The organism is Mesorhizobium sp. M0296 (assembly GCF_040321675.1).
Taxonomy (GTDB): Bacteria; Pseudomonadota; Alphaproteobacteria; order Rhizobiales; family Rhizobiaceae; genus Mesorhizobium.
On the sequence record NZ_JAMYRZ010000029.1, the window covers coordinates 19,144 to 44,977 of the forward strand.

The window sequence follows — 25,834 nt, forward strand, 5'->3', positions numbered from 1 at the left end:
CGTTCAAGGCGGCACGCGCGCTGGTTCGGCGCAAATTCGGTTCCCGTGCCGACCGCTGGCACGGATGATGCGGATATAGAGAATTTTCTGGAATAGTTCTAGACACGGAATTGCCATTTTTGCTGCGGCGCACCGAAGCCGCGCCTGAACTTTCGGCGAAGGGGAACGGATGCGGCTGATCGCCGAAAATCTTGGCGGCGAACGCGGCGGCGAGACGGTATTTTCCGGCATCGAATTCGCGCTGGGGGATGGCCAGGCGCTGGTCGTCACCGGGCCGAACGGCGCCGGCAAATCGACGCTGCTCAGGATCGTCGCCGGGCTGTTGCCGGTGGCGGCAGGCCGTGTGCGGTTCGAAGGTGGTGGCGAAGACTTTCCGTCGGCCGCCTCGGCGTGTCACTATCTCGGCCACCTCAACGCGATGAAGACGGCGCTGAGCGTTACGGAAAACCTGTGCTTCTGGCGCGATTTTTCGGGCGCCGGTTCCGCGGGTGTTGAAGAGGCGCTGGAAACCGTCGGGCTGGGCGGCATCGGCCATCTGCCGTTCGGCTATCTCTCGACCGGGCAACGCCGCCGCGCGGCGATTGCAAAACTGCTGGTAAGCCACCGGCCATTGTGGCTGCTCGATGAGCCGACGGCAGGACTGGACAATGCTTCGGAGGAGAGATTCGGCGAATTGATGGGGAAGCACCTCGAGAGTGGGGGGATCGTGGTTGCGGCGACGCATTTGCCGCTGGGGATCGAGGGAAAGGAATTGAGGATGACCGGCTGATGTTGGCATTCCTTCACAGGCGAAAGCATCTCACATCATGCTAGCCCTCTTCCTGCGCGACATCCGCCTGAGTATCCGCGCCGGCGGCGGGGCGCTTACCGGCGTGATTTTCTTTCTCGCCGTTATCGCGACCATCCCCTTCGGCGTCGGTCCCGAGCTGAAGCTGCTGGCCCGCATCGGCCCGGCGATCCTGTGGATCGCCGCCTTGCTGGCCTGCCTGCTCGGCCTCGACCGGCTGTTCCAGGCCGACCGCGAGGACGGCTCGCTCGATCTTCTGGTGCTTGGCAACGACCGGCACATGCTGGCCTTGACCGTTCTGACGAAATGCCTGGCGCATTGGGCGGGAAGCGTGCTGCCGCTGGTCATCGCCGCTCCCTTGCTCGGCCTGTTCATGAACATGGAGCCGGCCGGCATCGGCGCCACGGCGTTGACGCTTCTGGTAGGCACGCCGGCGATCACCTTCATCGGTGCTGCCGGTGCAGCGGTGGCAGTGGCGTTGCCGCGTGGCGGGCTGCTGATCTCGGTGCTCGTGCTGCCGCTGACCATTCCCGTGCTGATCTTCGGCGTATCGGCAAGCTATGGCGCGGTGGCGGACCCCGATCCATTCCTGCAGCCCTTCCTCATTCTTGCCGCGCTGACCTTGTTTCTTGCCGTGCTCGGCCCTGTGGCGGCGGCGCTGGCGCTACGGCACGGAACGGATTGATGCGTTGGCTTCAGCTCATGCCTGCGGCGCGGCGAACAATTGCGGAGCCGATGGCGCAGCGTTAAGAGAAGACATGTTGGAACGGCGTGAGACGGACCGGTTGGAAAGCGCCGCGGAGCGAAAAGCATGAGCGTACATGCGCTTTATGTCACCGCCGCCTATGCGATCACGGCCGTGGTGCTGGCCGGGCTGATCGGCTGGATTCTGCTCGACCAGCGCGGCCGCAAGCGAGAGCTTGCCGAGCTGGAGGCATCCGGCGTGCGCCGGCGCTCCGATAAGGCAGTAAAATCATGAGCACGGAAACCCAAACACCGGCGCGCCGCCGCCTGATCGTGCTGCTGCCGCTGCTGGTCTTTCTCGGGCTGGCGGGATTGTTCCTGGCGCAGCTTTTGTCCGGGCGCGACGTGTCGGAAGTGCCGTCGGCGCTGATCGGCCTGCCGGCGCCGCAGACCAACTTGCCGGCGCTCGAAGGCACCAATTTGCCGGGCCTTGATTCAAAACAGTTCGCCGGCAAGGTGACGCTGGTCAATGTCTTCGCGTCCTGGTGCGCGCCGTGCCGCGAAGAGCATCCGGTGCTGCTGGCGCTGTCGCAGGACAGACGTTTCGTCATGGCCGCGCTGAACTACAAGGACCAGCCGGAAAACGCCCGTCGGTTCCTTGGCGATCTCGGCAACCCATTCCAGGCGATCGGCGTCGACCAGGCCGGACGCACGGCGATCGACTGGGGTGTCTACGGCGTGCCGGAGACCTTCGTCATCGGCAAGGATGGCAAGATCGCCTATAAGCATGTAGGGCCGCTGACGCCGGACTCGGCGCGGACGCTGCTGTTACCCGAAATCGAGAAGGCGCTGGCCATGCCGGGCTGATGGCCCGCCGTTTCGTCATGCTAGGGTCTTTTCTCCGCTTTGCGTCGCTACGCCCAAGGATGACGAACGTGATAGGTCGACCGAAGACTCAGCCGTAGATCTGCTTGTGGACCTGGTAGAGCATTTCGCTGCGGTCGGCGCGCATGTCGGCGAGGTCACGGCTGCTGAAGCTGTCGATTTCGGCGACGAGGCGGTTGTAATGCCGGCGCTTGGCGATGCTGGCGCGAGCGCGGCTCATGAGGCTGTCGATGATCATAGCGAGTTTCCTTTTTGCGCCGCGTTTCGCGGCCAGTTGTTCCTCCCTTGATCGATACGGAGCATGACATAGTTATGGTGCGTTGCAAAAATAAGATGTTGCAATGCACCATTGCGCTGGGCGCATAGCCGGTTAACGGGATGTGACCTGCCGTCCGGGCCAGCAGTCGCTTCCATAATGCTTCTGACGCATCATCGATCTTGCCATATCGATCGTGGGCTGGCTTGATCGCGCCTTGCCAAGCGACTGCTACCGGGAGGAACCATGGCCAGTGAATTCTACGAAGTTCTCGATCCGCGCTTTTCGCGGCTGTTCAACGGCAATGCACAGGTCGACAGGCTGTTTACCGGCTGCCGATGGGCGGAAGGACCGGCCTGGTTCGCGGCCGGGCGCTATGTGGTCTGGTCCGACATCCCGAACAATCGCATGCTGCGTTACGACGAGACCGACGGCAGCGTCAGCGTGTTCCGTCAGCCGTCCGGCAATTCCAACGGCAACACCGTCGACCGGCAAGGCCGGCTGGTTACTTGCGAGCATTCCGGCCGCCGCGTCAGCCGCACCGAGCATGACGGCTCGGTCATCACCATCACCGACAAATGGCGCGGCAAGCGGCTGAACTCGCCCAATGACGCGGTGGTCAAGTCCGACGGCTCGATCTGGTTCACCGACCCGAGCTACGGCATCGATACCGATTACGAGGGCGACAAGGCCGAAAGCGAGATCGGCGCCTGCCATGTCTACCGGGTCGATCCCGGCACCGGCGAGACCGAGGCGGTGATCACCGACATGGTCAGGCCCAACGGGCTCGCCTTCTCGCTCGACGAAAGCAAGCTCTATGTCGCCGACACCGGCCGCACCCATGGCGCCCAAAACCCGGCGCACATCCGGGTGTTCAATGTCGACCAGGGCGGCAAGACGGTCTCAGGCGAAAAGGTCTTTGCCGACTGCACCGCCGGCCTGTTCGACGGTTTCAGGCTGGATGCGGCCGGCCGCATCTGGACCAGTGCCGCCGACGGGGTCCATTGCTACGATCCGGACGGGACGCTGATCGGCAAGATCAAGGTACCGGAAGTCGTCGCCAATTGCGTGTTCGGCGGCAACAAGCTGAACTGCCTCTACATCGCCGGCACCACATCCCTCTACATGGTCCGGCTCATGGTCAACGGCGCCAAAACCTACTGAGCGGCCGCCAAGCATATGCAAGGGAGGGAACCATGCCATTCGTGAATACCCGCCTGGTCAAGGAGGTGATTGCCGATGACCCGGCCGGCAAAAAGGCCGCGATCGCCGCCCAGGTGACGGCGGCCATCACCGGCGTCACCGGCCTGACCAACAATGATGTCTGGATAGTCTTCGAGGAGGTCGCTGCCCGCGACTGGTTCGTCGGCCAGACCGACGTCGAGACGCGGAGGGGCAAGGGATAGTTCCCGGCACAGATTGGCCGCAGCTCCTAGCGTCGTCATCCCAGGGCGGAGCAGGAGCGAAGCTCCGTCGCGGAGACCCTGGGATGACGAAAGCACGGTCCGGCGTTCACCGCGAGCGGATGAACTCCGCGAAGGCGGATAGGGCATCGCGCATCGTCAGCCGGTTTTCCGGCTGCGATAAGATATCCTCCACCTCCAGCAGCTTCTTGCCGAGCAGCGCTATTTCGAGCGCTGCTTCCGCATGGAGCGCGAAAGACATTATCCGCATGACCTCGACCAGTGCGGCGCGGGCAAACAGCGAGCGCGGCGAGGCATGCACCAGCATGGCTGGCTTGCCAACGGCGGCATCGCGCGACACCAGCCAGTCAAGCGCGTTCTTCAGGCCGCCTGGCACACCGTGGGCATATTCCGGGCAGGAGACGATGACGCCGTCAGCGGCGGTGACCGCATCGATCAGCACTGCTGCTTGCGGCGGCGTCCGCTCGCCTTCATCGTCGGGGTTGAAAATCGGCAGCCGCCCAAGCCCATCGTAGACGGAGACGTGACAGTCCGGCGGCGCGTTTTGCGCGAGTGCCGCGACCAGGGCCGAATTGGTCGAGGCGGCGCGCAGGCTGCCGGAGATGGCGAGGATGTTCAGCAAAGGAATGGAGACCGGCTTGGGCGATTCGTTGCCGATCACGCTACCACATGGTCTCCCTGTATTCCTCTTCCAGCCAGCGGTCGGTCGCCTCGGCCGAATCGGCGAGCGCCAGCTGGTCGCGCAGGATCTGGCCGAGCGTCGGCAGCGTCGCGCGGTCGTACCAGCTCTCCGGCTTCCACAGTTCGGAGCGCATGAAGGCCTTGGCGCAATGCATGTAGGCGGCCTTGACCGTCACCACGACGACGCTTTGCGGTGCCTTGCCGTCGACCGCCAGCCGCTCACGCAACGCCGCATCGACGGTGATGCGGGCATCGCCATTGACACGCAGCGTTTCGTTCATGCCGGGAACGAGGAAGAGCAGCCCGATCGAGGGATTGAGAAGGATGTTCTCCAGCGTGTCGAGCCGATTGTTGCCGGGCCGGTCGGGGATGGCGATGGTCCTCTCGTCGAGCACTGTTACGAAGCCCGGCCTGTCGCCCTTGGGCGTCACATCGGCATTGCCGGCGCCGTCGGACGAGCCGATCAGCACGAAAGGGCTCTTGCCGATGAAGGAACGGCAGTGGCCGTCCAATGCCTTCAGTTCCTTGCGGATCGAGCCGTCAGTCGGCCGAGGCGTCTTGTAGATCGTCCTCAACTCGTCGCGTGTGGTGATGAATTCCATGCCCCTCTCCTCTTATTCTGACGCAATTCCCTAGGGAAAGCGCTACGCGCTTTTCCCGGGAAAACCGCTACACACTTTCCTGGAATCGCTCTATTTGCCGGCCTTCTCTTCCTTGCCGGTCTTGTCCTCGAGCGAATGGCGCAGGATCAATGGCATTTGGCTTAACGTGAAGACAAGGGTAATGGGGATCGTGCCCCAGACCTTGAAATAAAGCCAGGCTTCCTCAGAAAAGTTGCGCCACACGACCTCGTTCAGCGCAGCCAGAAAAAGGAAGAAGAGCCCCCATCGGAAAGTGAGCTTGCGCCAGCCTTCGGCGTCGAGATTGAAGGCGGAATCAAAGACATAGCCCAACAGCGATCTGCCAAACGCCAACCCGCCGAGCAACGTGATGCCGAACAGGCTGTTGATGATTGTCGGCTTCATGAAAGCGAAGGTCTTGTCCTGCAGCCACAGCGCCAGCGCGCCAAACACAAACACCACGATGGCCGAGACCAACGGCATGATCGGCCAGCTGCGCGTCAAGATCCACGAAACGCTGAGCGATAGCGCCGTCGCCACCATAAAGAACGCTGTGGCAATCAGGATAGGCTCGCCGATATGGCCGAGTATCGGAAACTTCCCGACAAGCCACGCACCGCGGATGGTGGTGAAAAAGAACACTAGGCCAGGCCCGAGTTCGAGCAGGAATTTCAGGCCGGGGTTCAATGCCTTGCGGCGCGGATCGGACAGGTCGCGTTCGAGGATGGGTGGGCTCATAGGGTCCTTCTTACGCATGATTCAATCCAAAAAGCCTGCAACTTTTTGGGATCATGCTCGTCAAGCCACGCCAGCGATCGCCCTGGCGAATTCGCTTGCGGAAAAGGGTTCGAGGTCGTCGACCTGTTCGCCGACGCCGATGAAATAGACCGGCAATTTATGCTTTGCCGCGATCGCCACCAGAATACCGCCGCGCGCCGTGCCGTCCAGCTTGGTCATCACCAGGCCGTTGACGCCGGCGACATTGCGGAAGATCTCGACCTGGTTGAGCGCGTTCTGGCCGGTGGTGGCATCGACCGTCTGCAGCACGGTATGCGGCGCTTCCGGATCGAGCTTGCCCAGCACGCGGACGATCTTTTCCAGTTCCGCCATCAGTTCGGTCTTGTTCTGCAGCCGCCCGGCGGTGTCGATGATCAGCACGTCGGAGCCTGCCTCCTTCGCCCGCTCGAATGCGTCATAGGCGAGGCCAGCGGCGTCGGCGCCGAGCTTCGAGGCAATGACTGGCGAGTTGGTGCGCTCGCCCCAGATCTTCAGCTGCTCGATCGCGGCTGCGCGAAAGGTGTCGCCGGCGGCGAGCATCACCGAGAGACCGCCATCGGTCAGCTTCGCCGCCAGCTTGCCGATGGTCGTGGTCTTCCCCGTGCCGTTGACGCCGACCACCAGGATGACATGCGGCTTGTGGCTGAGGTCGAGCTCCAACGGCATGGCGACGTGGGTCAGCACCTTCTCAATCTCGGCCGCCATGATGGCCCGGACTTCGGTGTCGGAGACGTCCTTGCCGTAGCGGCTGGCGGAGAGCGCGTCGGTAACGCGCAAAGCCGTCTCCATGCCGAGATCGGCGCGGATCAGCACATCCTCCAGGTCCTGCAGCGTGTCCTCGTCAAGTTTCCGCTTGGTGAAGACGCCAGCGATGTTGCCCGACAACTCCTTGGAAGAGCGGGCAAGCCCGTCTCGCATGCGCTGGAACCAGGAGCGCCTCGGCGCCGGTTCGGGCGCCTTCTGCGGCTCGGCTTTCTGCTCGACCTTCTTGGTTACGGTGACTTTGCCGGGGGCGGGCTTTGGCTCCGGCGATGGTTGCGGAACGGCTTCTGGCTCGGGCTTTACCTCCCCCGCGATGGGAGGGTGGGGCGCCGGCACGACCTCCGGTTCGGGCGCGATCTCGGTCAAGATCGGTTTCGTCTCGGCCGGCGCTGGCTGGCGGATCGGGGGCGGTATTTCGGCGGGAGGGACTTCGCGCGCTGGCGCTGCTGAGGGAGCCTCGGTGGGCACTACCGGCACTTCGACGGGTGCAGGTTCTGGCTGGGAGGGGACGATTTCTGGCTGCTGCGGCTCGGCCCGGATCTCCTCCGGTTCCTCAGCAGGCGTTTCCGGCTCGGGTGGAATGGTCGGCGGCGGCTCAGGCTTCTGCTCTTCCGGCGCCGGTTGGGGTGCCGGAGGCAACTCAGGTTCGACTGGCGGTGGAGGTACGGCTTCGACTTCGGGTCGCGACTCGTCGCGTTTCAAAAACTCCGGGACGGCCTGCTCGGCGGCCGGTTTCAGCGCCTCCAGTTCGTCCCATTTGATCGGCGGCAGCGGTGCGGTCTCGTCGGGCCGCTCCTCGACGACTTCCTTCTTGCCGAACGAAAATATCTTCTTGAAAAAACCAGCCATGTCTTGCGCTCTCAGGCGGCGCGGGCGGCAAGCGGCGCGGCGATCAGTCGGATACCGTCATGGCCGGCGATATCAGCCTCGACGATGTCGCCCGGAGCGCCGGCAGAGACCGCGGCCAGCGTAAACCCTTCGGTGCGGCCAAGGCCGTCACGCTCGACCAGGATCGACTGATGCGTTCCAGCGAGCGAGGCAAGATGGCGGCGATAGGCGGCCTCGCCGGCGGCGCGCAGGCGTGCCGCGCGTTGCTTGACGACGTCGCGGCGGAGCTGCGGCATGCGCGCGGCGGGCGTACCCTGGCGCGGCGAAAACGGGAAGACGTGGAGATGCGTCAGGCCGCATTCCTCGACGATCTCCAGCGAGTTTTCGAACATGGCGTCCGTCTCGGTCGGGAAGCCGGCGATGATGTCGGCGCCGAAAACAATGCCGGGGCGCAGTTTGCGCACATCCTCGCAAAAGCGGATCGACTGGTCGCGGCTGTGCCGGCGCTTCATCCGCTTCAGGATCATGTCGTCACCCGATTGCAGCGACAGATGCAGATGCGGCATCAGCCTCGGCTCGGTGGCGATGGCGTCCAGCAGATCGTCGTCGGCTTCGATCGAGTCGATGGAGGAAAGCCGCAGGCGTTTTACGTCTGGCACCTGCTTCAGGATGGTCTTGACCAATTTGCCGAGCTTCGGTGCGCCCGGCAGATCGGCGCCAAAACTGGTCATGTCGACGCCCGTCAGCACGATCTCGGCATAACCATTGCCGACGAGTCGCTTGATCTGCTCGACCACGGCGCCCATCGGCACCGAGCGCGAATTGCCGCGACCGTAGGGAATGATGCAGAAGGTGCAGCGGTGGTCGCAGCCGTTCTGCACCTGGACAAAAGCGCGCGCCCGGCCCTCGATGGCGTCGACCATGTGGGCGGCCGTCTCGCGCACCGAAAAGATATCGTTGACGCGCGCCTTCTCAGTGTCGTTGACGCCGAAATCCGGCAACGCGCGATAGGAATGCGCCTTCAGCTTTTCCTCATTGCCGAGGACGAGATCGACCTCGTCCATGGCGACGAAATCCTGCGGGCCGGTCTGCGCGGCGCAGCCGGTAACGATGATGCGGGCAGCCGGGTTCTCACGGCGGGCTTTTCTGATCGACTGCTTGGCCTGGCGTACAGCCTCGCCGGTGACGGCGCAGGTGTTGAAGATGATGGCACCGCCTTCGAGCCCGCCGAGGCCCGCACTTTCGGCTTCACGCCGCATCACCTCGGATTCATAGGTGTTCAGCCGGCAGCCGAAGGTGACGACCTCGATACCCTTGTTGCCAAGAGGAGCCATCAGGCGGCGCTTTCGGTGTCGCGCGCCCACGCCCCGGTCGACGGATCGAAGCTGCCGGAAAATTCCCATTCGGCGGCACCGGTCAGGATGACGTGGTCGTCGTCGCGCCACAAAACATGCAGCGAGCCGCCGCCGGGCGTCATCAGCGTGACGCCGCGGCCGGTACGCCGGGTGCGGGACGCGGCGACCACAGCGGCGCAAGCAGCCGTGCCGCAGGCCTTGGTCAGGCCGGCGCCACGCTCCCAGGTGCGGATGGCCATGGTCTCCGGCGAGGTCACCTGCGCGATGGTGATGTTGGCGCGCTCGGGGAAGATCGGGTGGTTTTCGAGCAGCGGGCCGAAGCGCTCGAGCTCGTACGACCAGACGTCGCGGTCGACCCAGAAGATGGCGTGCGGATTGCCCATCGAGACGACCGACGGCGAATGCAGCACCGGGGCATCGATCGGGCCGATCTGCAGCTCGATCATGCGGGTGTCGCGGAATTCCTCGGCCAGCGGGATGTCCTGCCAGCCAAAGCGCGGCCTGCCCATGTCGACCGAGATCATTCCGTCGGCATGTTCCTCGGCATTGAGGATGCCGGCGACTGTTTCAAAGGCAAATGTCTTCTGGCCGGTCTCGGCGGCGAGCGCCTGGACGACACAACGCATGCCGTTGCCGCAGGCTTGCGCCCTGGTTCCGTCGGAATTCAAGATGTCGATGAAAAAGGCGGTGCCCGGCGTCCTGGGGTCGTGGATCGCCATGATCTGGTCGAACCTGGTCGCCGCATCGGCATTAAGCGCGACGGCTGCCGCAGGCGTCACGCGATCGGCACGGCCACGCATATCGGCAACGATGATTTCGTTGCCGATGCCGTTCATCTTGGCGAAAGGGGCCGCGCTTGCCATCGATCGAAAGGTCTCTTGCCGGTTTGGCGCCTATATGGCGGATAGCGGCAGAAATTACCAGCGCGGCGTGATTTTCAAGTCACCGCGAAGACGCCAAGCACGATCAGCAGGAAGATGATCAGCACGATGCCGATGAGGATGCGCGCGCCGGTGGCGGCGGCTCCGGCCAGTGCCGGCATGCCGAGCAGGCTCGCCGCGGCCGCGATAATCAAAAGAATGATGATCCACCTGATCATGAGAGACACCTCGCAACCGACAGGTTTGAACACGTACAAACGATTCAGCGAGGTCTTGGGTTCCGCCGGCGGTGGCTGGGGCGGGTCGGAGAACCCGGCTGGGATATGCAGCTACGGATGCAATGTGTCATAGTAATGAATGATCCAAACGACATGTTAGCTGGCACATGAGCTGCGGCCGGCGGATAGGAAATTCGGGACTTGCATATTTGAGTCTCGACGGCTTGGTAAATTTCCAATGACCGAGCGTTGGGACACAATCATTATTGGTGGCGGCCAGGCGGGGCTCGCCATGAGCTACTATCTTCAACAACATGAACGTGAGCATGTTGTGTTGGAACGCGCTCGTATTGCCGAACGCTGGCGGACGGAGCGTTGGGATTCGCTCCGATTTCAATTCATCAACCAGGCAATAGAGCTTCCTGGGCTTTCTTATCAGGGCCCCGAACCAGAGGGGTTCGCCCATCACACCGCTGTCACGCGATTCATCGAGCACTATGCGGCCAAAATTGCAGCTCCGGTTCGCCAGGGTGTCGAGGTCACGAGGCTCCGGCACAGGGATACCGGCGATTATGCATTGGAGACAAACACCGGCAGCATGAGAGCCCGCAATGTCGTAGTGGCGACGGGCCCGTTCCAGCGTCCGATGGTACCGGCGGCCGCCAGGGATTTGCCTCGATCCGTTTACCAGGTTTACGCTTCGAACTACCGCAGCCCCGACGAACTTCCCCCCGGAGCGGTGCTGGTGGTGGGCAGCGGCGCATCTGGAAGCCAGATAGCCGATGAGCTCCAGCAATCCGGGCGCAATGTCTACCTTTCGGTCAGCCCCCATCGTCGGGTGCCTCGGCGCTATCGCGGCCAGGATGTTTTGTGGTGGTTCGACAAAATGGGACGTTTCGAGATCACCATCGACAGTTTCCCGGAGCAGCGGTATCCCCCCTCGACGGTCGTAACCGGTGTCAACGGCGGTTACGATATGAACGTCCGCCGTTTTGCCCGAGATGGCGGAACGGTGCTGGGACGTGTGCTCGGATGCGCCGATGGAAAACTGTTGGTGGCCGCTGATGCCTTCCAGATATTAGCTGAAGCCGACAAATCCTATGACGATTTTGTTTCCGCTGCGGAGGCGTTGGCAGAGAAACGTGAAGTCTCGGACCATATCAGCGATTGCAATGAACACTCAGTAACCCCAATCCTGGCGGAAGTCGGCGGTGCCCGGTCAATGGATATCAGCAGCGAGAACGTCAGCTCGGTTATCTGGGGGACGGGATACCTCTTCGACTACAACTGGATAGATTTGCCAATTTTCGATTCGCGCGGTGCACCCGTTCAACAGCGTGGCGTGACGGCTTTTCCTGGCCTATATTTTCTTGGCCTCCATTGGATGCATACCTTTGGCTCCGGCCTTCTCTCATATGTAGGCCGCGACGCCGCCCACATAGCCAGGTGTATGGAAGCCTTGGATTCGCCTGCGCCGTCAGGCCGGTCGCCGCGCTAGACCGCCGGCACGTCCCAGACTTCGCCCGGCCGCAAGGCGCGAAAACGTTGCCGCGGCAGGCCGGCAGCATCGAGCGCTTCGCCGAGCTTTCTGGGCGGCTCGTCGATCGGCTCGTTGGTGAGCCGGAACGTGCCCCAGTGACAGCCGGCGGCATAGGCGGCGTTGCACAAAAGCATGCCTTGCACCGCCTCCTCCGGATCCTGGTGATGTGGCGCCATGAACCAGCGCGGCTCGTAGGCGCCGATCGGCAGGATGGCGAGGCGGAACCCGCCGTGCTTTTGCGCCATCAGCCGGTAATTGATGCCACCGTGGAAGCCGGTATCACCGGCGAAATAGATCTTTGCGTAGGGTGTCTCGACGACGAAACCCGCCCACAGTGCCATGCGCCGGTCGCGAGTACCGCGGGCCGACCAGTGGTGCACCGGCTCGACATAGACGGCGACGCCATCGCCGATATCGACCCGGTCGCCCCAGTCATGCGCGGAAAGCCGCATACGGGGCACGGCAGCGCCGATGATCGTGTCGTTGCCGAGCGGCGTCAGCAGCAGCGGGTCGTGTCTTGTCTTCAGGCGCTTCAGCGTGGCGAGGTCGAGGTGGTCGTAATGGTTGTGGCTGACCAGCACGAGGTCGATCGGCGGCAAATGCGAAAAGGCGATGCCCGGCGGATTGACGCGTTTCGGACCGGCGAAGGAGAGCGGCGAGACGCGTCGCGACCAGACCGGGTCGGTCAGGATGTTCAGGCCGGCTGTCTGGACGAGCAGCGAGGAATGACCGACCATGGTTAGGCGCAGCGCAGAACCATCGATGCGCTCGACCGGTCTTGCCGGTGGAAACGGGCTCGGATCCGCCGCCGGCCATTTCGAGCGCTCGCGGCTCAATTGCCATTTCAACAGATCGGCAAAGCGACCCGGCGGCCGTCCGTTGGGATTGAAGAACAAGGTGCCGTCGAAATGATCGCTGGGCGGCCCGCTGTAATAGCGGTTGGCGGCTCTCTTTCTCGCGGCCAAGAAATCGGCTCCCTGCAGTTTGCTGATCCCAAGAGATAATGCCGGAGCCGGCCCGCACAAGCATTTGAGGTGAACGCCAAGGATTTGGCGCCAGCGCGCCGTATCGAATCAACCGGAGGTATCGGCCAAACGGCCAAGGCGTAACGCAATTCAGGTAATGTGCATTTTGCGACAAATTTGCAACATTACCGGCGCAAACCGTATTTTAACCATATCGGGTTGAAATTTCGCCACCTTCGCCATCTTGGTGAGGGGGACATTGCGCGGACGGCACCCCCAGCCCGATCCGACGGAGGTTGAAGAATGAAATTTTCGAAAACCGGCCTGCTGGCCGTATCGCTGGCCGTGCTCGTTGCGAGCGGCTGTTCAACCTCACGGTTCACATCAATGGACGAGCAGCAGCCGGCGCCCCTGGAACCTGCGCCCGCCGGCAAGGTGACCGCAAACCAGCTGCCGCCACCGGCGACACCCGGCCCGGCCGATCCGTCGAAATTTCCTACCGCGCCGCAGAACACCCAGGTCGCCTCGCTGCCGCCGGACGGGACGGCGCCGGCCGGTGCGGCCGACCTTACCGCGTCCAGCGTCGCCGGCGTGTGGAAGGCAAGCGTGTCCGGCCAGAGCTGTCAGGTGGCGACGCCGCAGACCAAATTCGGTTCGGGCTACCGCGCCGGACCGCTGCATTGCCCGGCGCCGCTCGACGGCATCAAATCCTGGAACGTCGCCGGCAAACAGCTGACGCTCTTTGACGAGAATGGCGGCACGCTGGCACGACTCTATTCTTCGGGCGGCGAGAAATTCGACGGCCAGACTTCCAACGGCCTGCCGATCTCGCTTACAAGGTAAGTGAACGGCCCCCCATTGTTACGCAATTCCGGACAGAAAACCGCTACACACTTTTCTTGGAATTGCTCTGGAACGACGTGACCAATGCATCTGCGTGACGGCCTCCAGACCCATGCGACCGTCAAGCAGCGCTATGACCATCTGGTCGAGACGGGCGCCATCGGGCGCGATCCGGCGCAGGAGCGGATCGCCGCTGCGCTCGACCGGCTGATCGAAGAGATATCGGCAAAGCGGCTGGCGCAGAAATCAAGCGCGCTGGGGTGGTTGTTCGCCCGCAAGCGCGAGGTGCACGAGGCGGTCAAGGGCCTTTATATCCATGGCGGCGTCGGCCGCGGCAAGACCATGCTGATGGACATGTTCTTCGAGCTGCTGCCGGTGCGGCGCAAGCGCCGGGTGCATTTCAACGACTTCATGGCCGACGTGCAGGACCGCATCCAGAAGCACCGGCAGGCTCGCAAGAACGGCACGGCCAAGGAGGACGACCCGATCCCGCCGGTGGCGCGCGCGCTGGCCGAGGAAGCCTGGGTGCTATGCTTCGACGAGTTCTCCGTCACCGACATCGCCGATGCGATGATCCTGTCAAGGTTGTTTTCGGCGTTGTTTGCCAATGGCGTGGTGCTGGTTGCCACTTCCAATGTCGCGCCGCAGGATCTCTACCGCGACGGCCTGAACCGTCAGTTGTTTTTGCCGTTTGTCGCCATCCTGGAGCGCCACGCGCAGGTGCTGGCGCTTGACGCCGACAAGGATTACCGCCTCGACAAGCTCAGCCGCATGCCGGTCTACGTCACCCCGGCCGATGCCGCCGCCGACCATGCGCTCGACGACGCGTGGGCGGTGATGACGCATGGCAGGCCGACGGCCGAGACGATGCTGACGGTGAAGGGCCGGCACGTCGTAGTGCCGCGTGCTGCCGGCGAGGCGGCGCGTTTTTCCTTCGCCGATCTCTGCGAGAGGCCGCTCGGCGCCCGCGACTATCTGGCCATGGCCAGCCGTTTCTCGACCATCTTCATCGACCATGTGCCGGTGCTCGGCGAAGGCAAGCGCAACGAAGCCAAGCGCTTCATCCTGCTGGTCGATACGCTCTACGATCATCATGTACGGCTTGTGATGAGCGCCGCGGCACCGCCGGCGCAGCTCTATACGGCCAAGCGCGGCAACGAAGTCTTCGAGTTCGAGCGCACCGCATCGCGGCTGATCGAGATGCAGAGCCACGACTGGCTGGAGGACTGGGCGGAGAGGCAGAGGGCGCAGGGATGATCGACGGAGGCACGGCAGGCACAGGCGTGAGGGATAGTACCGAAGGTGGCGCTGCCGCCGGCGCCTATAATTGATAAACATACATGACCAACCCCTCCGCCGGCCCATGCGGCTCTTTTCCGGCTCGGTGCCGACCCACGCCTCCTCACAGCCATGCTCGCGACCGAGTGCGAACATGGCGCCGAGCATCCTCGTCGCAATGCCCTGGCGTTGAAAGGCCGGCGCCACGCCGACCTCGTCTATGTAGAGTTCGCTCACTTTGTCCGGGTGGCGGTGGATGACGGCTGCGCATTGGCCAACGACGATGCCGTCGGCGAGGGCCACGACCATGAAATGACAGGGCTCCGCGAGATAGGCGGAGAGCCGATCCGGCCTGACCGGCTCGTCGAAGACTTCATCGGCAACCCGCATCACAAGGGCGTCATCGTCAGGAAACAGCCTTCTGATTTCCAGTGCCATTGTGTAGAATTCCTCTAGTCGGCTTCAGAATTTTGACGTTTACGTAATTCCCATTGTTTCTAACCGATTGAAATTACTCACTCCAAAATAATCGTTTGAATTTTTGTGCGGCCGGGGCTATTGCGTGCGGCGAATTTCGCGGTTCCGCAGCATTCCGGCCTCTTCCTCCGACGCCGTCATCAAATCGTCAAGGATTTGGGCGCCGTCATAGTCAAAGGGAAAACATCCTGACATGGCACGCAACAAGATAGCGCTCATCGGCTCGGGCATGATCGGCGGCACCCTCGCCCACATGGTCGGCCTCAAGGATCTCGGCGACGTCGTGCTGTTCGATATCGCCGAAGGCATCCCGCAAGGCAAGGGGCTGGACATCGCGCAGTCGTCGCCGGTCGATGGGTTCGATTCGAGGCTGACCGGCGTCAACGACTATGCCGGCATCGAGGGCGCCGATGTCTGCATCGTCACCGCCGGCGTGCCGCGCAAGCCCGGCATGAGCCGCGACGATCTTCTAGGCATCAATCTGAAGGTAATGGAGCAGGTCGGCGCCGGCCTCAAGAAATACGCGCCGAAAGCCTTCGTCATCTGCATCACCAATCCGCTCGACGCCATGGTCTGGGCGCTGCAGAAGTTTTCCGGCCTGCCCAAGAGCCATGTCGTCGGCATGGCCGGCGTGCTCGACAGTTCGCGCTTCCGTTATTTCCTTGCCGAGGAATTCAAGGTCTCGGTCGAGGACGTCACTGCCTTCGTGCTCGGCGGCCACGGCGATTCCATGGTGCCGATGATCCGCTATTCGACGGTTGCCGGCATCCCGCTGCCCGACCTCATCAAGATGGGCTGGACCTCGAAAGAGCGGCTCGACCAGATCGTGCAGCGCACCCGCGACGGCGGCGCCGAGATCGTCGGCCTGCTCAAGACCGGCTCTGCCTTTTATGCGCCGGCCGCCTCGGCCATCGCCATGGCCGAAGCCTATCTCAAGGACAAGAAGCGGGTGCTGCCCTGTGCGGCGTACCTCTCCGGCCAATATGGCGTCAAGAACACCTATGTCGGCGTTCCCGTGGTGATCGGCGCCGGCGGCGTCGAGCGTATCATCGAGATCGAGCTCGCGAAGAGTGAGCAGAAGATGTTCGACAGTTCGGTCGCGGCGGTGCAGGGCCTGTGCGATGCCTGCGTCAAGATCGCTCCGCATCTCGCGGCCAAGTAAGCCGGCAACCAAGCCCGCCAAGCAAGCTGGAGACATAGCGCATGAACATCCATGAATATCAGGGCAAGGCGCTGCTGAAGGGCTTTGGCGCACCGGTGGCCGAGGGCGTGCCGGTGTTCAAGGCGAGCGAGGCGGAAGCTGCCGCCAAGGCGCTGCCCGGCCCGCTCTATGTGGTCAAGAGCCAGATTCATGCCGGCGGCCGCGGCAAGGGCAAGTTCAGGGAGCTCGGCGCCGATGCCAAGGGCGGTGTCAGGCTGGCGAAGTCGGTAGCCGAGGTCGTCGCCAATGCCAAGGAGATGCTCGGCCATACGCTGGTCACCAAGCAGACCGGCCCGGCCGGCAAGCAGGTCAACCGGCTCTATATCGAGGACGGCGCCGACATCGAGCGCGAGCTCTATCTGTCGATCCTGGTCGACCGCTCGGTCGGGCGCGTCGCCTTCGTCGTCTCGACCGAGGGCGGCATGGACATCGAGGCGGTCGCCCACGACACGCCGGAAAAGATCATTACCGTCGCCATCGACCCGGAAAAGGGCGTGACGGCCGACGATGTGAAGAAGCTCAACGCCGCACTGAGGCTCGACGGCGACGCCGCCAAGGATGGTGCCACGCTGTTCCCCATCCTCTACAAGGCCTTTGTCGAGAAGGACATGAGCCTGCTCGAGGTCAACCCGCTGATCGTCATGAGGAGCGGCCGGCTGCGCGTTCTCGACGCCAAAGTGTCGTTCGACAACAATGCGCTGTTTCGCCACCCCGACGTGCTCGAATTGCGCGACACCACCGAAGAGGACGAGAAGGAGATCGAGGCGTCGAAATACGACCTCGCCTATGTCGCGCTCGACGGCAATATCGGCTGCATGGTCAACGGCGCCGGCCTCGCCATGGCAACGATGGACATCATCAAGCTTTATGGCGCCGAGCCCGCCAACTTCCTCGATGTCGGCGGCGGCGCGTCGAAAGAAAAGGTGACGGCGGCGTTCAAGATCATCACCAAGGATCCGGCGGTCAAAGGCATTCTGATCAACATCTTCGGCGGCATCATGAAATGCGACATCATCGCCGAGGGCGTCATCGCCGCGGTCAAGGAAGTCGGGCTGCAGGTGCCGCTGGTGGTACGGCTCGAAGGCACCAACGCCGAGCTCGGTAAGAAGATCATCAACGACAGCGGGCTAAATGTTGTGTCGGCCGATGATCTTGATGACGCAGCCAAGAAGATTGTCGCGGCCGTGAAGGGGTAAAGGGCAGTCGATGATTTCGACCCGACTTCTGTGCGCAATTGGGTTCGGCTGTCTGGCCGTTCCATCGCAATCAGAAGAGATTTCGGATGCAGTCGTGCTCTATGAGAATATTTGCATAGCGTCTGACGGTGATTTGATGAGAAGCGAGCAATTGGCTCTAGAGAATGGGTTTTCAATCCGTTCGAACGATTTCGGCATAAAAACCTATGTTCGCGACCGATCCGGAAACCTCTCTAGGCCTTTTGTGACCCTGAGGTCTGCGAGAACAGATGGAAATGGTCCTGCGATAGGTGTTTGCGAGGTTTTTGGAACTACGACTCGGATATCAGAGTTCGATAACTATGTCCGATCGCAAGGTTTGGTCGAAATACCAAAAGAACAAATTATTGACGATCTGCCGGACCAAACCTTGATGCGGCTTTTCGTAAGCAAAGAATGTGAGACTTCGGTTCAAAACGACGGAAAGTGCCGTTTTGTCGGAACGATAAGCGACCAGCCGCTGGATGGTAAGCTGACAGGAGTTTTTCGTTTCGGGTCTAATTCTCCGCATCATGGGGTCAGTCCGGAATGACCCGCGACCAAATTTCGAGCGAGGATGACGGCCCTCAGTGTGAAGGAATGAGCCTGTGCCTCCGCACAAGATAAACCTCGTCGAGGCGGCGGATCAGAAGATCAAGAAGGTCTTCGACCCGCATATCGCCGGCGACGTGAACGACAGCCAGGTCAAGATCGCCAAGTTCGGCGATGTCTTCGACTGGCACGCGCATGACAATGAGGACGAGGCCTTCCTGGTGCTGCGCGGCCGCATCGCCATCGATTTCCGCGACGGCACGGTGGAGCTTTCCAGCGGTGACTTCATCGTCGTGCCGCGCGCCGTCGAGCACCGGCCGCGTTCGCTGAGCGAGGAACCTGTCGTGCTCATGTTCGAGCCAGCGACGACGCTCAACACCGGCAATGCCAAGAGCGACCTCACCGTTGCCGATCTAAAGCGGCTCTGACCATGAACGCTGCGCCCTTCTCCTCACTCTCGGCCGATCACCAGCGCCTGCAGGCGCTGGTCGGAGCGTGGCGCGGCGAGGAAGAGGTGTCGGCCACGAAATGGGCCGATGGCGGAACAGCGAGTTCGGAAATACTGGCAGAGGCACAGTTCGGCGGCCTGTTCGTAGTGCAGCGCTATCGCCAGCGCCGCGACGGCACGGTTTCGTTCGGCGCGTACAGCGTGTTCGGCTTCGACCAGCAAAACAAAATCGTCACCATGCACCAGTTCGATTCGATGGGTTTCGTGCCGATGTCGCCGGCCAAGGGCAGCTGGAACGGCACGGAGCTGGTTCTGGAGCGGTCGTCGCAGCGCGGCTCCGCGCGTGTGACTTATATTTTCGACAATGCCGATGCCTTCCGCATGCGACTGCATTTCAAACCTGCCGGCGGCGATGGCTGGCAAGACATGGTGAGCGGCGTCTACCGGCGCGTCTCGCCTTCCTCGATCAACGGTTTTTAGAAAAGGGCTCCGATGTCCATTCTCGTCGACAAGAACACCAAGGTGCTGGTGCAGGGCCTGACCGGCAAGACCGGCACGTTCCACACTGAACAGGCGCTGGCCTATCACGGCACGAAAATGGTCGGCGGCATCCACCCCAAGAAGGGCGGCGAAACCTGGACCGGCGCCAAGGGCGAGGCGCTCCCGATCTTCGCCACCGTAGCCGAAGGGAAGGCGAAGACTGGCGCCAACGCTTCGGTCGTCTACGTGCCGCCGGCGGGTGCTGCGGAAGCGATCCTGGAAGCGATCGAGGCCGAGATCCCGCTGATCGTCTGCATCACCGAGGGCATACCGGTGATGGACATGATCAAGGTCAAGGCGAGGCTCGACCGCTCGACATCGCGGCTTATCGGCCCCAACTGTCCAGGCGTCCTGACCCCGGACGAATGCAAGATCGGCATCATGCCCGGCAACATCTTCCGCAAGGGCTCGGTCGGCGTTGTTTCGCGCTCGGGAACGCTTACCTATGAGGCGGTGTTCCAGACCACCAATGTCGGCCTCGGCCAGACCACCGCCGTCGGCGTCGGCGGCGATCCGGTCAAAGGCACGGAGTTCATAGACGTGCTGGAGATGTTCCTCGCCGACGACGAGACCAAGTCGATCATCATGATTGGTGAGATCGGCGGTTCGGCCGAGGAAGACGCCGCGCAGTTCCTCAAGGACGAGGCAAAGCGCGGCCGCAGCAAGCCGATGGCCGGCTTCATCGCCGGGCGCACCGCGCCGGCGGGCCGCACCATGGGCCATGCGGGCGCGGTCATCTCCGGCGGCAAGGGCGGCGCGGAAGACAAGATCGCGGCGATGGAATCGGCCGGCATCAAGGTTTCGCCGTCGCCGGCCCGGCTCGGCACGACGCTGGTCGAGGCGATCAAGGGTTAGGGGAGTAAGGGAGTAAGGGAGTACGGGAATAGGGGAGTAGGGAACAAGACGAGGGCATTTGCCCTACTCCCTTACTCCCCTATTCCCTTACTCCCCTCCAACAAAGGAGACGAAGCAAAGGCTTCGACAATGACATGGCAAGACAAGATCAGGCCAACGACCAGTTTTCGCTTACCTCTTTCCTCTATGGCGGCAATGCCGATTATATCGACGCGCTCTATGCCGCCTATGAGGACGATCCCGCTTCCGTCGATCCCGAATGGCAGGACTTCTTCGCGGCGCTGAAGGACGACGCCGGCGACGTGCGCAGGAACGCCAAGGGCGCCTCTTGGGCCAAGCCCTCCTGGCCGATGCAGGCTAATGGCGAGCTGGTTTCGGCGCTGGACGGCAATTGGGGCCTGGTCGAAAAGCACATCGAAAAAAAGGTCAAGGACAGGGCGGCCGGCAACGGCGCAGCGCTTTCCGACGCCGACGTGCATCAGGCGACGCGCGATTCCGTCCGCGCCATCATGATGATCCGCGCCTTCCGCATGCGCGGCCACCTGCACGCCAATCTCGATCCGCTTGGCATTGCCAAGCCGCTCGAGGATTATAACGAGCTGTCGCCGGAGAATTACGGCTTCACCGAAGCCGACTACGACCGGCCGATCTTCCTCGACAATGTGCTCGGGCTGGAATTCGGCACCATCCGGCAGATGCTCGACATCCTGACCCGGACCTATTGCTCGACGCTCGGCGTAGAATTCATGCATATTTCCGATCCCGAGGAGAAGGCCTGGATCCAGGCGCGCATCGAGGGCACCGACAAGGAGATCTCCTTCACCGCCGCCGGCAAGAAGGCGATCCTGCAGAAGCTGGTCGAGGCGGAAGGCTTCGAGCAATTCATCGACGTCAAGTACAAGGGCACCAAGCGCTTCGGCCTCGATGGCGGCGAGTCGCTGATCCCGGCGCTGGAGCAGATCATCAAGCGCGGCGGCCAGCTCGGCATGAAGGAGATCGTGCTCGGCATGGCGCATCGCGGCCGGCTGAACGTGCTGTCGCAGGTGATGGCCAAGCCGCACCGCGCCATTTTCCATGAGTTCAAGGGCGGCTCCGCAGCGCCCGACGAGGTCGAGGGCTCGGGCGACGTGAAGTACCATCTCGGCGCCTCGTCGGACCGCGAGTTCGACGGCAACAAGGTGCATCTGTCGCTGACCGCCAACCCGTCGCATCTGGAAATCGTCGATCCGGTGGTGATGGGCAAGGCGCGCGCCAAGCAGGACTATCTGTTCGGCCGCAGCCGCGAGGAGATCGTGCCGCTGGAAGAGCGCGCCAAGGTGCTGCCGCTGCTGTTGCATGGCGATGCGGCCTTTGCCGGCCAGGGCGTGATTGCCGAAATCCTCGGCCTGTCGGGCCTGCGCGGCCACCGCGTCGCCGGCACGCTGCATTTCATCATCAACAACCAGATCGGCTTCACCACCAACCCGCGCTTCTCGCGCTCGTCGCCTTATCCGTCCGACGTGGCCAAGATGATCGAAGCGCCGATCTTCCACGTCAATGGCGACGATCCGGAAGCCGTGGTCCATGCCACCAAGGTGGCGATCGAATTCCGCATGAAGTTCCACAAGCCTGTCGTGGTGGACATGTTCTGCTACCGCCGCTTCGGCCACAATGAGGGCGACGAGCCGGCCTTCACCCAGCCGATCATGTATCGCAAGATCCGCAACCAGAAGACGACCATGCAGATCTATGCCGACCGGCTGATCGCGGAAGGCCACATCACCCAGGCCGAGCTCGAAAAGGTGAAGGCCGATTGGCGGGCGCATCTCGAGCAGGAATTCGAGGTCGGCCAGCACTATAAGCCCAACAAGGCCGATTGGCTGGACGGCGCCTGGTCCGGCCTGCGCTCGGCCGACAACCAGGACGAACAGCGGCGCGGCAAGACTGCGGTGCCGGTCAAGACGCTGAAGGAGATCGGCAAGAAACTGACCGAGGTGCCGAAGGATTTCGAGGCGCACAGGACGATCATCCGCTTCCTCGACAACCGCCGCCAGGCGATCGAGTCGGGCGAAGGCATCGACTGGTCCACGGCCGAGGCGCTGGCCTTCGGCGCCATCCTGCTCGACGGCAATCCGATCCGGCTGTCCGGCCAGGATTCGGAGCGCGGCACCTTCTCGCAGCGCCATTCCGTACTCTACGACCAGCGCGACGAGACACGCTACATCCCGCTCAACAATCTGTCGGCGGCGCAGGCCGGTTTCGAGGTCATCAACTCGATGCTGTCGGAAGAGGCCGTGCTCGGCTTCGAATATGGCTACTCGCTGGCCGAGCCGAAGGCACTGACGCTGTGGGAAGCGCAGTTCGGCGACTTCGCCAACGGCGCCCAGGTGGTCTTCGACCAGTTCATCTCGTCGGGCGAGCGCAAATGGCTCAGAATGTCGGGCCTCGTCTGCCTGCTGCCGCATGGCTACGAAGGCCAGGGCCCCGAGCATTCGTCGGCCCGGCTCGAGCGCTTCCTTCAGCTTTGCGCCGAAGACAATATGCAGGTCGCCAACGTCACGACGCCGGCCAACTATTTCCACATACTGCGCCGGCAGTTGAAGCGGGACTTCCGCAAGCCGCTGATCCTGATGACGCCGAAGTCGCTGCTGCGCCATAAGCGGGCGGTATCGACGCTGCCGGAGATGTCGGGCGAAAGCGCCTTTCACCGGCTGTTGTGGGACGATGCCCAGCTGCTGTCGGGCCAGGCCATCAAGCTCACCAAGGATTCGAAGATCCGCCGTGTCGTGCTCTGTTCGGGCAAGGTCTATTACGACCTCTACGAGGAGCGCGAGAAGCGCGGCATCAACGACATCTATTTGCTGCGCGTCGAGCAGCTCTATCCGTTCCCGGCCAAGGCGCTGATCACCGAACTGTCGCGCTTCCGCAATGCCGAGATGGTGTGGTGCCAGGAGGAGCCCAAGAACATGGGCGCCTGGTCGTTCATCGATCCGTATCTCGAATGGGTGCTGGCGCATATCGACGCCAAGCATCAGCGGGTGCGCTATACCGGCCGGCCGGCCGCCGCCTCGCCGGCGACCGGATTGATGTCGAAGCATCTCGCCCAGCTTGCCGCCTTGCTCGACGACGCGCTTGGTGAATAGAACAGAACCGAAAGAAACGGACAGGCACAATGGCAACCGAAATCCGCGTCCCGACACTTGGTGAATCCGTCACCGAGGCAACCATCGGCAAATGGTTCAAGAAGGTCGGCGACGCGATCGCCGCCGATGAGCCGTTGGTTGAGCTCGAAACCGACAAGGTGACGGTGGAAGTGCCGGCCGCCGCCGCGGGCACGCTCGCCGAGATCGCCGTCAAGGAAGGCGAGACGGTCGGCGTCGGCGCACTGCTCGGCACGATTTCGGCAGGCGCCGGCGCGGCAGCCAATGCCGCCGCTCCGGCAACGAAGCAGGAGGCGGTGTCGCAGGCCTCGGCTCCGACTGCGGCCTCGAGCGTCAAGCAGGCCGCTGCCGAGACGGCCAAGATCGCCGGCGACGCCGGCGCAATCGAGACGCGCACCATGCCGCCGGCGCCGTCGGCGGCAAAGCTGCTGGCCGAGCACAATCTCGCAGTCGACCAGGTGTCGGGCTCGGGCAAGCGCGGCCAGGTGCTGAAAGGCGACGTGCTCGACCTGATCGCCAGGGGCGCGCCGTCGCAGCCGGCCGAAATGCCGAAGGCAGCGCCTGTACCGGCACCCGTTGCCGCGCGCGCGCCGTCCCCGGCCGACGATGCGTCGCGCGAGGAGCGCGTGCGCATGACCAAGCTGCGCCAGACCATCGCGCGCCGCCTCAAGGAAGCGCAATCGACCGCCGCCATGCTGACCACCTTCAACGAGGTCGACATGAGCGCGGTGATGGCGCTGAGGGGCAAATACAAGGACGTGTTCGAGAAGAAGCACGGCGTGAAGCTCGGCTTCATGGGCTTCTTCACCAAGGCCGTCACCCATGCGCTGAAGGAGATCCCGTCGGTCAATGCCGAGATCGATGGCACCGACATCATCTTCAAGAACTACGCTCATATCGGCGTTGCCGTCGGTACAGAGAAAGGCCTTGTCGTGCCGGTTGTGCGCAATGCCGACCAGATGTCGATCGCCGAAATCGAGAAGGACATCGGCAGGCTGGGGCTTGCGGCGCGCGACGGCAAGCTGTCGGTTGCGGATATGCAAGGCGGCACGTTTACGATTTCCAACGGTGGCGTTTACGGGTCGCTGATGTCGACGCCGATTCTCAACGCGCCGCAGTCGGGCATTTTGGGTATGCACAAGATTCAGGAGCGGCCGATGGTGGTCGGCGGCCAGATCGTCATCCGGCCGATGATGTATCTGGCGCTGTCCTACGACCACCGCATCGTCGACGGCAAGGAAGCGGTGACCTTCCTGGTCCGCGTCAAGGAAAGCCTGGAGGATCCTGAGCGGCTGGTGCTCGACCTCTAGGGGCAGCCGACGTGAGCCGGAGCATGGATCTGCGCCGCCGGATGAGTTCGTCTCGTTTCCGGTCCGGTTTGTTTGTCACAATCTGCGCACTCGGCGTGCAGACGGTCTCCGCCGCCCATGCCGCCTGCCCGCTCGAGCTCGCCGTCTATGGCGATCCTGAAAACGCCGCCGAGATCGATTTCAGGCCGACCGGCGAGTCGGCCGCCGTCACCAACAGCTTCAAGATGGTGCTCGACAAGGGCGTCGTGCTCGACGGCATCGTCATGTGGACGGAGGGCGTGGCGCGGCCGCATGGCTCGCTGATGTACAAATGCCCGGCCGGCGACGTCACCGGCGACGAACTCGCCGCCTGCACTGTGTGGGAGGGCGTCATCTACACTGCCGACGACCAGGGCAATATCGCGTTGCTGCCGGGCGAAGGAAAGGATGCGCCGAAGAAGCTGATCCTGCCCGATCTGGGAGCGTCGCTGCAGATGTCGGCGGCCTATGGCGCCAACGGCTTTTCCAAGGTGCCCTGGGACGTCTTTGCCCTGAAGGGATGTCAGGAATGAGCGCGAGCGGAAAAATCCTGCTGGTGACCGGCGGCAGCCGCGGCATCGGCGCCGCTACATGCAGGCTTGCCGCCAAGGCCGGCTATCGCATTGCGGTCAATTACGCGTCGAATGCAAAAGCCGCCGAAGCGGTGGTCGCCGACGTCGATGCCGCTGGCGGAGAAGCCTTCGCCGTCAAGGCCGATGTCGGCAGCGAGACGGACGTATTGGCCATGTTCGAGGCTGTCGATGGCCGTTTCGGTCGACTCGACGCGCTCGTCAACAATGCCGGCGTGGTCGACCAGAGCGCGCGCGTCGACGAGCTTAGCGCTGCAAGGCTGGAGCGCATGATGCGCATCAATGTGATCGCGCCGATGCTTTGCGCCCGCGAGGCGGTGAAGCGGATGTCGACCAGGCATGGCGGCAAGGGTGGCGCCATCGTCAATGTTTCTTCGATCGCGGCAAGGCTTGGCGGGCCGGGTCAATATGTCGACTACGCCGCCTCGAAGGGCGCGGTCGATTCCTTCACCATCGGGCTTGCCCGCGAAGTGGCCGGTGAAGGCATTCGTGTCAACGCGGTCAGCCCGGGCATCATCGACACCGAAATTCATGCCTCCGGCGGGCAGCCGGATCGCGTCGAGAGAATGCGCAAGGTGGTGCCCATGCAGCGCGTCGGCACCGCCGAGGAGGTCGCAGCCGCAATTCTCTGGCTGCTGTCGGACGAGGCGTCCTACACAACAGGCGCCAATCTGGAAATCGGCGGCGGCCGCTAAAGCAAAAGGG

28 protein-coding genes and 1 pseudogene are annotated in these 25,834 nt (G+C 62.9%); 19 read left to right on the forward strand and 10 right to left on the reverse strand.

Going from position 1 to position 25,834, the window contains the following annotated elements; all coding sequences use genetic code 11:
• Nucleotides 1–169 precede the first annotated feature (169 nt).
• The 4 genes from ccmA to NKI97_RS24355 all read left to right on the forward strand — a co-directional run bounded on the left by ccmA (nucleotide 170) and on the right by NKI97_RS24355 (nucleotide 2,338).
• Nucleotides 170–769 carry a heme ABC exporter ATP-binding protein CcmA gene (ccmA, locus tag NKI97_RS24340; RefSeq protein WP_352450190.1) on the forward strand — a complete coding sequence of 200 codons (600 nt, stop codon included), beginning with the start codon at nucleotides 170–172 and terminating at the stop codon, nucleotides 767–769.
• Between the two features lie 37 nt (nucleotides 770–806).
• Entirely contained in the window at nucleotides 807–1,472 is a 666-nt protein-coding gene (ccmB, locus tag NKI97_RS24345; RefSeq protein WP_023679814.1) for a heme exporter protein CcmB, read from the forward strand.
• A gap of 126 nt (nucleotides 1,473–1,598) precedes the next feature.
• A complete protein-coding gene (ccmD, locus tag NKI97_RS24350) occupies nucleotides 1,599–1,766 on the forward strand; it encodes a heme exporter protein CcmD (protein WP_352450189.1) in 168 nt (55 codons plus the stop codon).
• Nucleotides 1,763–2,338: a DsbE family thiol:disulfide interchange protein gene (locus NKI97_RS24355; RefSeq protein ID WP_352450188.1), complete on the forward strand. Its 576-nt coding sequence runs from the start codon at nucleotides 1,763–1,765 to the stop codon at nucleotides 2,336–2,338. Before ccmD ends, NKI97_RS24355 begins: the two co-directional genes overlap by 4 nt.
• Before the next feature lie 88 nt (nucleotides 2,339–2,426).
• On the opposite strand, the gene NKI97_RS24360 is transcribed toward NKI97_RS24355, so the two are convergent.
• Nucleotides 2,427–2,594, reverse strand: a complete 168-nt coding sequence (locus NKI97_RS24360) for a hypothetical protein (protein WP_023721879.1) — start codon at nucleotides 2,592–2,594, stop codon at nucleotides 2,427–2,429.
• A gap of 264 nt (nucleotides 2,595–2,858) precedes the next feature.
• On the opposite strand from NKI97_RS24360, the gene NKI97_RS24365 reads away from it, so the two are divergent.
• Nucleotides 2,859–3,776, forward strand: coding sequence for an SMP-30/gluconolactonase/LRE family protein (locus NKI97_RS24365; protein ID WP_352450187.1), 918 nt, complete (start codon nucleotides 2,859–2,861; stop codon nucleotides 3,774–3,776).
• A gap of 32 nt (nucleotides 3,777–3,808) precedes the next feature.
• Nucleotides 3,809–4,018: a tautomerase family protein gene (locus tag NKI97_RS24370; RefSeq protein ID WP_352837008.1), complete on the forward strand. Its 210-nt coding sequence runs from the start codon at nucleotides 3,809–3,811 to the stop codon at nucleotides 4,016–4,018.
• A 106-nt stretch (nucleotides 4,019–4,124) separates the two neighbouring features.
• Here the strand turns inward: NKI97_RS24370 and NKI97_RS24375 are convergent, their stop codons facing one another.
• The 7 genes from NKI97_RS24375 to NKI97_RS24405 all read right to left on the reverse strand — a co-directional run bounded on the left by NKI97_RS24375 (nucleotide 4,125) and on the right by NKI97_RS24405 (nucleotide 10,158).
• The gene (locus NKI97_RS24375; RefSeq protein WP_352450185.1) at nucleotides 4,125–4,658 is read right to left on the reverse strand and encodes an NADPH-dependent FMN reductase; all 534 of its coding nucleotides are present in this window, start codon (nucleotides 4,656–4,658) and stop codon (nucleotides 4,125–4,127) included.
• Nucleotides 4,659–4,698: 40 nt separating this feature from the next.
• The gene (locus tag NKI97_RS24380) at nucleotides 4,699–5,319 is read right to left on the reverse strand and encodes a pyridoxamine 5'-phosphate oxidase family protein (RefSeq protein ID WP_352837011.1); all 621 of its coding nucleotides are present in this window, start codon (nucleotides 5,317–5,319) and stop codon (nucleotides 4,699–4,701) included.
• A gap of 90 nt (nucleotides 5,320–5,409) precedes the next feature.
• The gene (locus NKI97_RS24385; RefSeq protein WP_023679806.1) at nucleotides 5,410–6,075 is read right to left on the reverse strand and encodes a septation protein A; all 666 of its coding nucleotides are present in this window, start codon (nucleotides 6,073–6,075) and stop codon (nucleotides 5,410–5,412) included.
• A gap of 60 nt (nucleotides 6,076–6,135) precedes the next feature.
• Entirely contained in the window at nucleotides 6,136–7,725 is a 1,590-nt protein-coding gene (gene ftsY / locus NKI97_RS24390; RefSeq protein WP_352837014.1) for a signal recognition particle-docking protein FtsY, read from the reverse strand.
• 11 nt (nucleotides 7,726–7,736) lie between these two features.
• Nucleotides 7,737–9,038 carry a tRNA (N(6)-L-threonylcarbamoyladenosine(37)-C(2))-methylthiotransferase MtaB gene (mtaB, locus tag NKI97_RS24395; RefSeq protein ID WP_031212717.1) on the reverse strand — a complete coding sequence of 434 codons (1,302 nt, stop codon included), beginning with the start codon at nucleotides 9,036–9,038 and terminating at the stop codon, nucleotides 7,737–7,739.
• A complete protein-coding gene (dapF, locus tag NKI97_RS24400) occupies nucleotides 9,038–9,922 on the reverse strand; it encodes a diaminopimelate epimerase (RefSeq protein WP_352470815.1) in 885 nt (294 codons plus the stop codon). Before dapF ends, mtaB begins: the two co-directional genes overlap by 1 nt.
• 74 nt (nucleotides 9,923–9,996) lie before the next feature.
• Nucleotides 9,997–10,158: a DUF1328 family protein gene (locus NKI97_RS24405; RefSeq protein WP_031195454.1), complete on the reverse strand. Its 162-nt coding sequence runs from the start codon at nucleotides 10,156–10,158 to the stop codon at nucleotides 9,997–9,999.
• 238 nt (nucleotides 10,159–10,396) lie between these two features.
• On the opposite strand from NKI97_RS24405, the gene NKI97_RS24410 reads away from it, so the two are divergent.
• Nucleotides 10,397–11,656: a flavin-containing monooxygenase gene (locus NKI97_RS24410; protein ID WP_352837017.1), complete on the forward strand. Its 1,260-nt coding sequence runs from the start codon at nucleotides 10,397–10,399 to the stop codon at nucleotides 11,654–11,656.
• Here NKI97_RS24410 and NKI97_RS24415 read toward each other — a convergent pair.
• Nucleotides 11,653–12,663 (reverse strand): MBL fold metallo-hydrolase, encoded by a 1,011-nt coding sequence (locus NKI97_RS24415; protein ID WP_352749571.1) that lies wholly within the window; start codon nucleotides 12,661–12,663, stop codon nucleotides 11,653–11,655. The two genes, NKI97_RS24410 and NKI97_RS24415, sit on opposite strands and share 4 nt — an antisense overlap.
• Before the next feature lie 303 nt (nucleotides 12,664–12,966).
• Between NKI97_RS24415 and NKI97_RS24420 the strand changes: the two genes are divergently transcribed.
• Nucleotides 12,967–13,506 carry a protease inhibitor Inh/omp19 family protein gene (locus NKI97_RS24420; RefSeq protein WP_352749573.1) on the forward strand — a complete coding sequence of 180 codons (540 nt, stop codon included), beginning with the start codon at nucleotides 12,967–12,969 and terminating at the stop codon, nucleotides 13,504–13,506.
• An 84-nt stretch (nucleotides 13,507–13,590) separates the two neighbouring features.
• Entirely contained in the window at nucleotides 13,591–14,763 is a 1,173-nt protein-coding gene (gene zapE / locus NKI97_RS24425) for a cell division protein ZapE (protein WP_352707994.1), read from the forward strand.
• A gap of 147 nt (nucleotides 14,764–14,910) precedes the next feature.
• Here the strand turns inward: zapE and NKI97_RS24430 are convergent.
• Nucleotides 14,911–15,222 (reverse strand): annotated as a pseudogene (locus NKI97_RS24430) (GNAT family N-acetyltransferase); the annotation flags it as partial.
• Between the two features lie 232 nt (nucleotides 15,223–15,454).
• On the opposite strand from NKI97_RS24430, the gene mdh reads away from it, so the two are divergent.
• The 10 genes from mdh (at nucleotide 15,455) to NKI97_RS24480 (ending at nucleotide 25,824) form a co-directional block, all read left to right on the forward strand.
• Complete coding sequence (gene mdh, locus NKI97_RS24435) at nucleotides 15,455–16,423, forward strand: malate dehydrogenase (RefSeq protein WP_292660644.1); 969 nt, start codon at nucleotides 15,455–15,457, stop codon at nucleotides 16,421–16,423.
• A gap of 41 nt (nucleotides 16,424–16,464) precedes the next feature.
• Nucleotides 16,465–17,658, forward strand: a complete 1,194-nt coding sequence (sucC, locus tag NKI97_RS24440; RefSeq protein ID WP_352707992.1) for an ADP-forming succinate--CoA ligase subunit beta — start codon at nucleotides 16,465–16,467, stop codon at nucleotides 17,656–17,658.
• Nucleotides 17,659–17,668: 10 nt separating this feature from the next.
• Nucleotides 17,669–18,229 (forward strand): hypothetical protein, encoded by a 561-nt coding sequence (locus NKI97_RS24445; RefSeq protein ID WP_352837021.1) that lies wholly within the window; start codon nucleotides 17,669–17,671, stop codon nucleotides 18,227–18,229.
• 55 nt (nucleotides 18,230–18,284) lie between these two features.
• Nucleotides 18,285–18,656, forward strand: coding sequence for a cupin domain-containing protein (locus tag NKI97_RS24450; RefSeq protein ID WP_352837023.1), 372 nt, complete (start codon nucleotides 18,285–18,287; stop codon nucleotides 18,654–18,656).
• A gap of 2 nt (nucleotides 18,657–18,658) precedes the next feature.
• Nucleotides 18,659–19,156 carry a DUF1579 family protein gene (locus NKI97_RS24455; RefSeq protein ID WP_352837025.1) on the forward strand — a complete coding sequence of 166 codons (498 nt, stop codon included), beginning with the start codon at nucleotides 18,659–18,661 and terminating at the stop codon, nucleotides 19,154–19,156.
• 12 nt (nucleotides 19,157–19,168) lie between these two features.
• Nucleotides 19,169–20,071, forward strand: a complete 903-nt coding sequence (gene sucD / locus NKI97_RS24460; RefSeq protein WP_352837027.1) for a succinate--CoA ligase subunit alpha — start codon at nucleotides 19,169–19,171, stop codon at nucleotides 20,069–20,071.
• A 134-nt stretch (nucleotides 20,072–20,205) separates the two neighbouring features.
• Nucleotides 20,206–23,193, forward strand: a complete 2,988-nt coding sequence (locus NKI97_RS24465) for a 2-oxoglutarate dehydrogenase E1 component (RefSeq protein WP_352680595.1) — start codon at nucleotides 20,206–20,208, stop codon at nucleotides 23,191–23,193.
• Between the two features lie 29 nt (nucleotides 23,194–23,222).
• Entirely contained in the window at nucleotides 23,223–24,521 is a 1,299-nt protein-coding gene (gene odhB, locus NKI97_RS24470) for a 2-oxoglutarate dehydrogenase complex dihydrolipoyllysine-residue succinyltransferase (protein ID WP_352450170.1), read from the forward strand.
• A 23-nt stretch (nucleotides 24,522–24,544) separates the two neighbouring features.
• Nucleotides 24,545–25,072: a hypothetical protein gene (locus tag NKI97_RS24475; protein WP_352450169.1), complete on the forward strand. Its 528-nt coding sequence runs from the start codon at nucleotides 24,545–24,547 to the stop codon at nucleotides 25,070–25,072.
• Entirely contained in the window at nucleotides 25,069–25,824 is a 756-nt protein-coding gene (locus NKI97_RS24480; RefSeq protein ID WP_352450168.1) for an SDR family oxidoreductase, read from the forward strand. Before NKI97_RS24475 ends, NKI97_RS24480 begins: the two co-directional genes overlap by 4 nt.
• Nucleotides 25,825–25,834 lie beyond the last annotated feature (10 nt).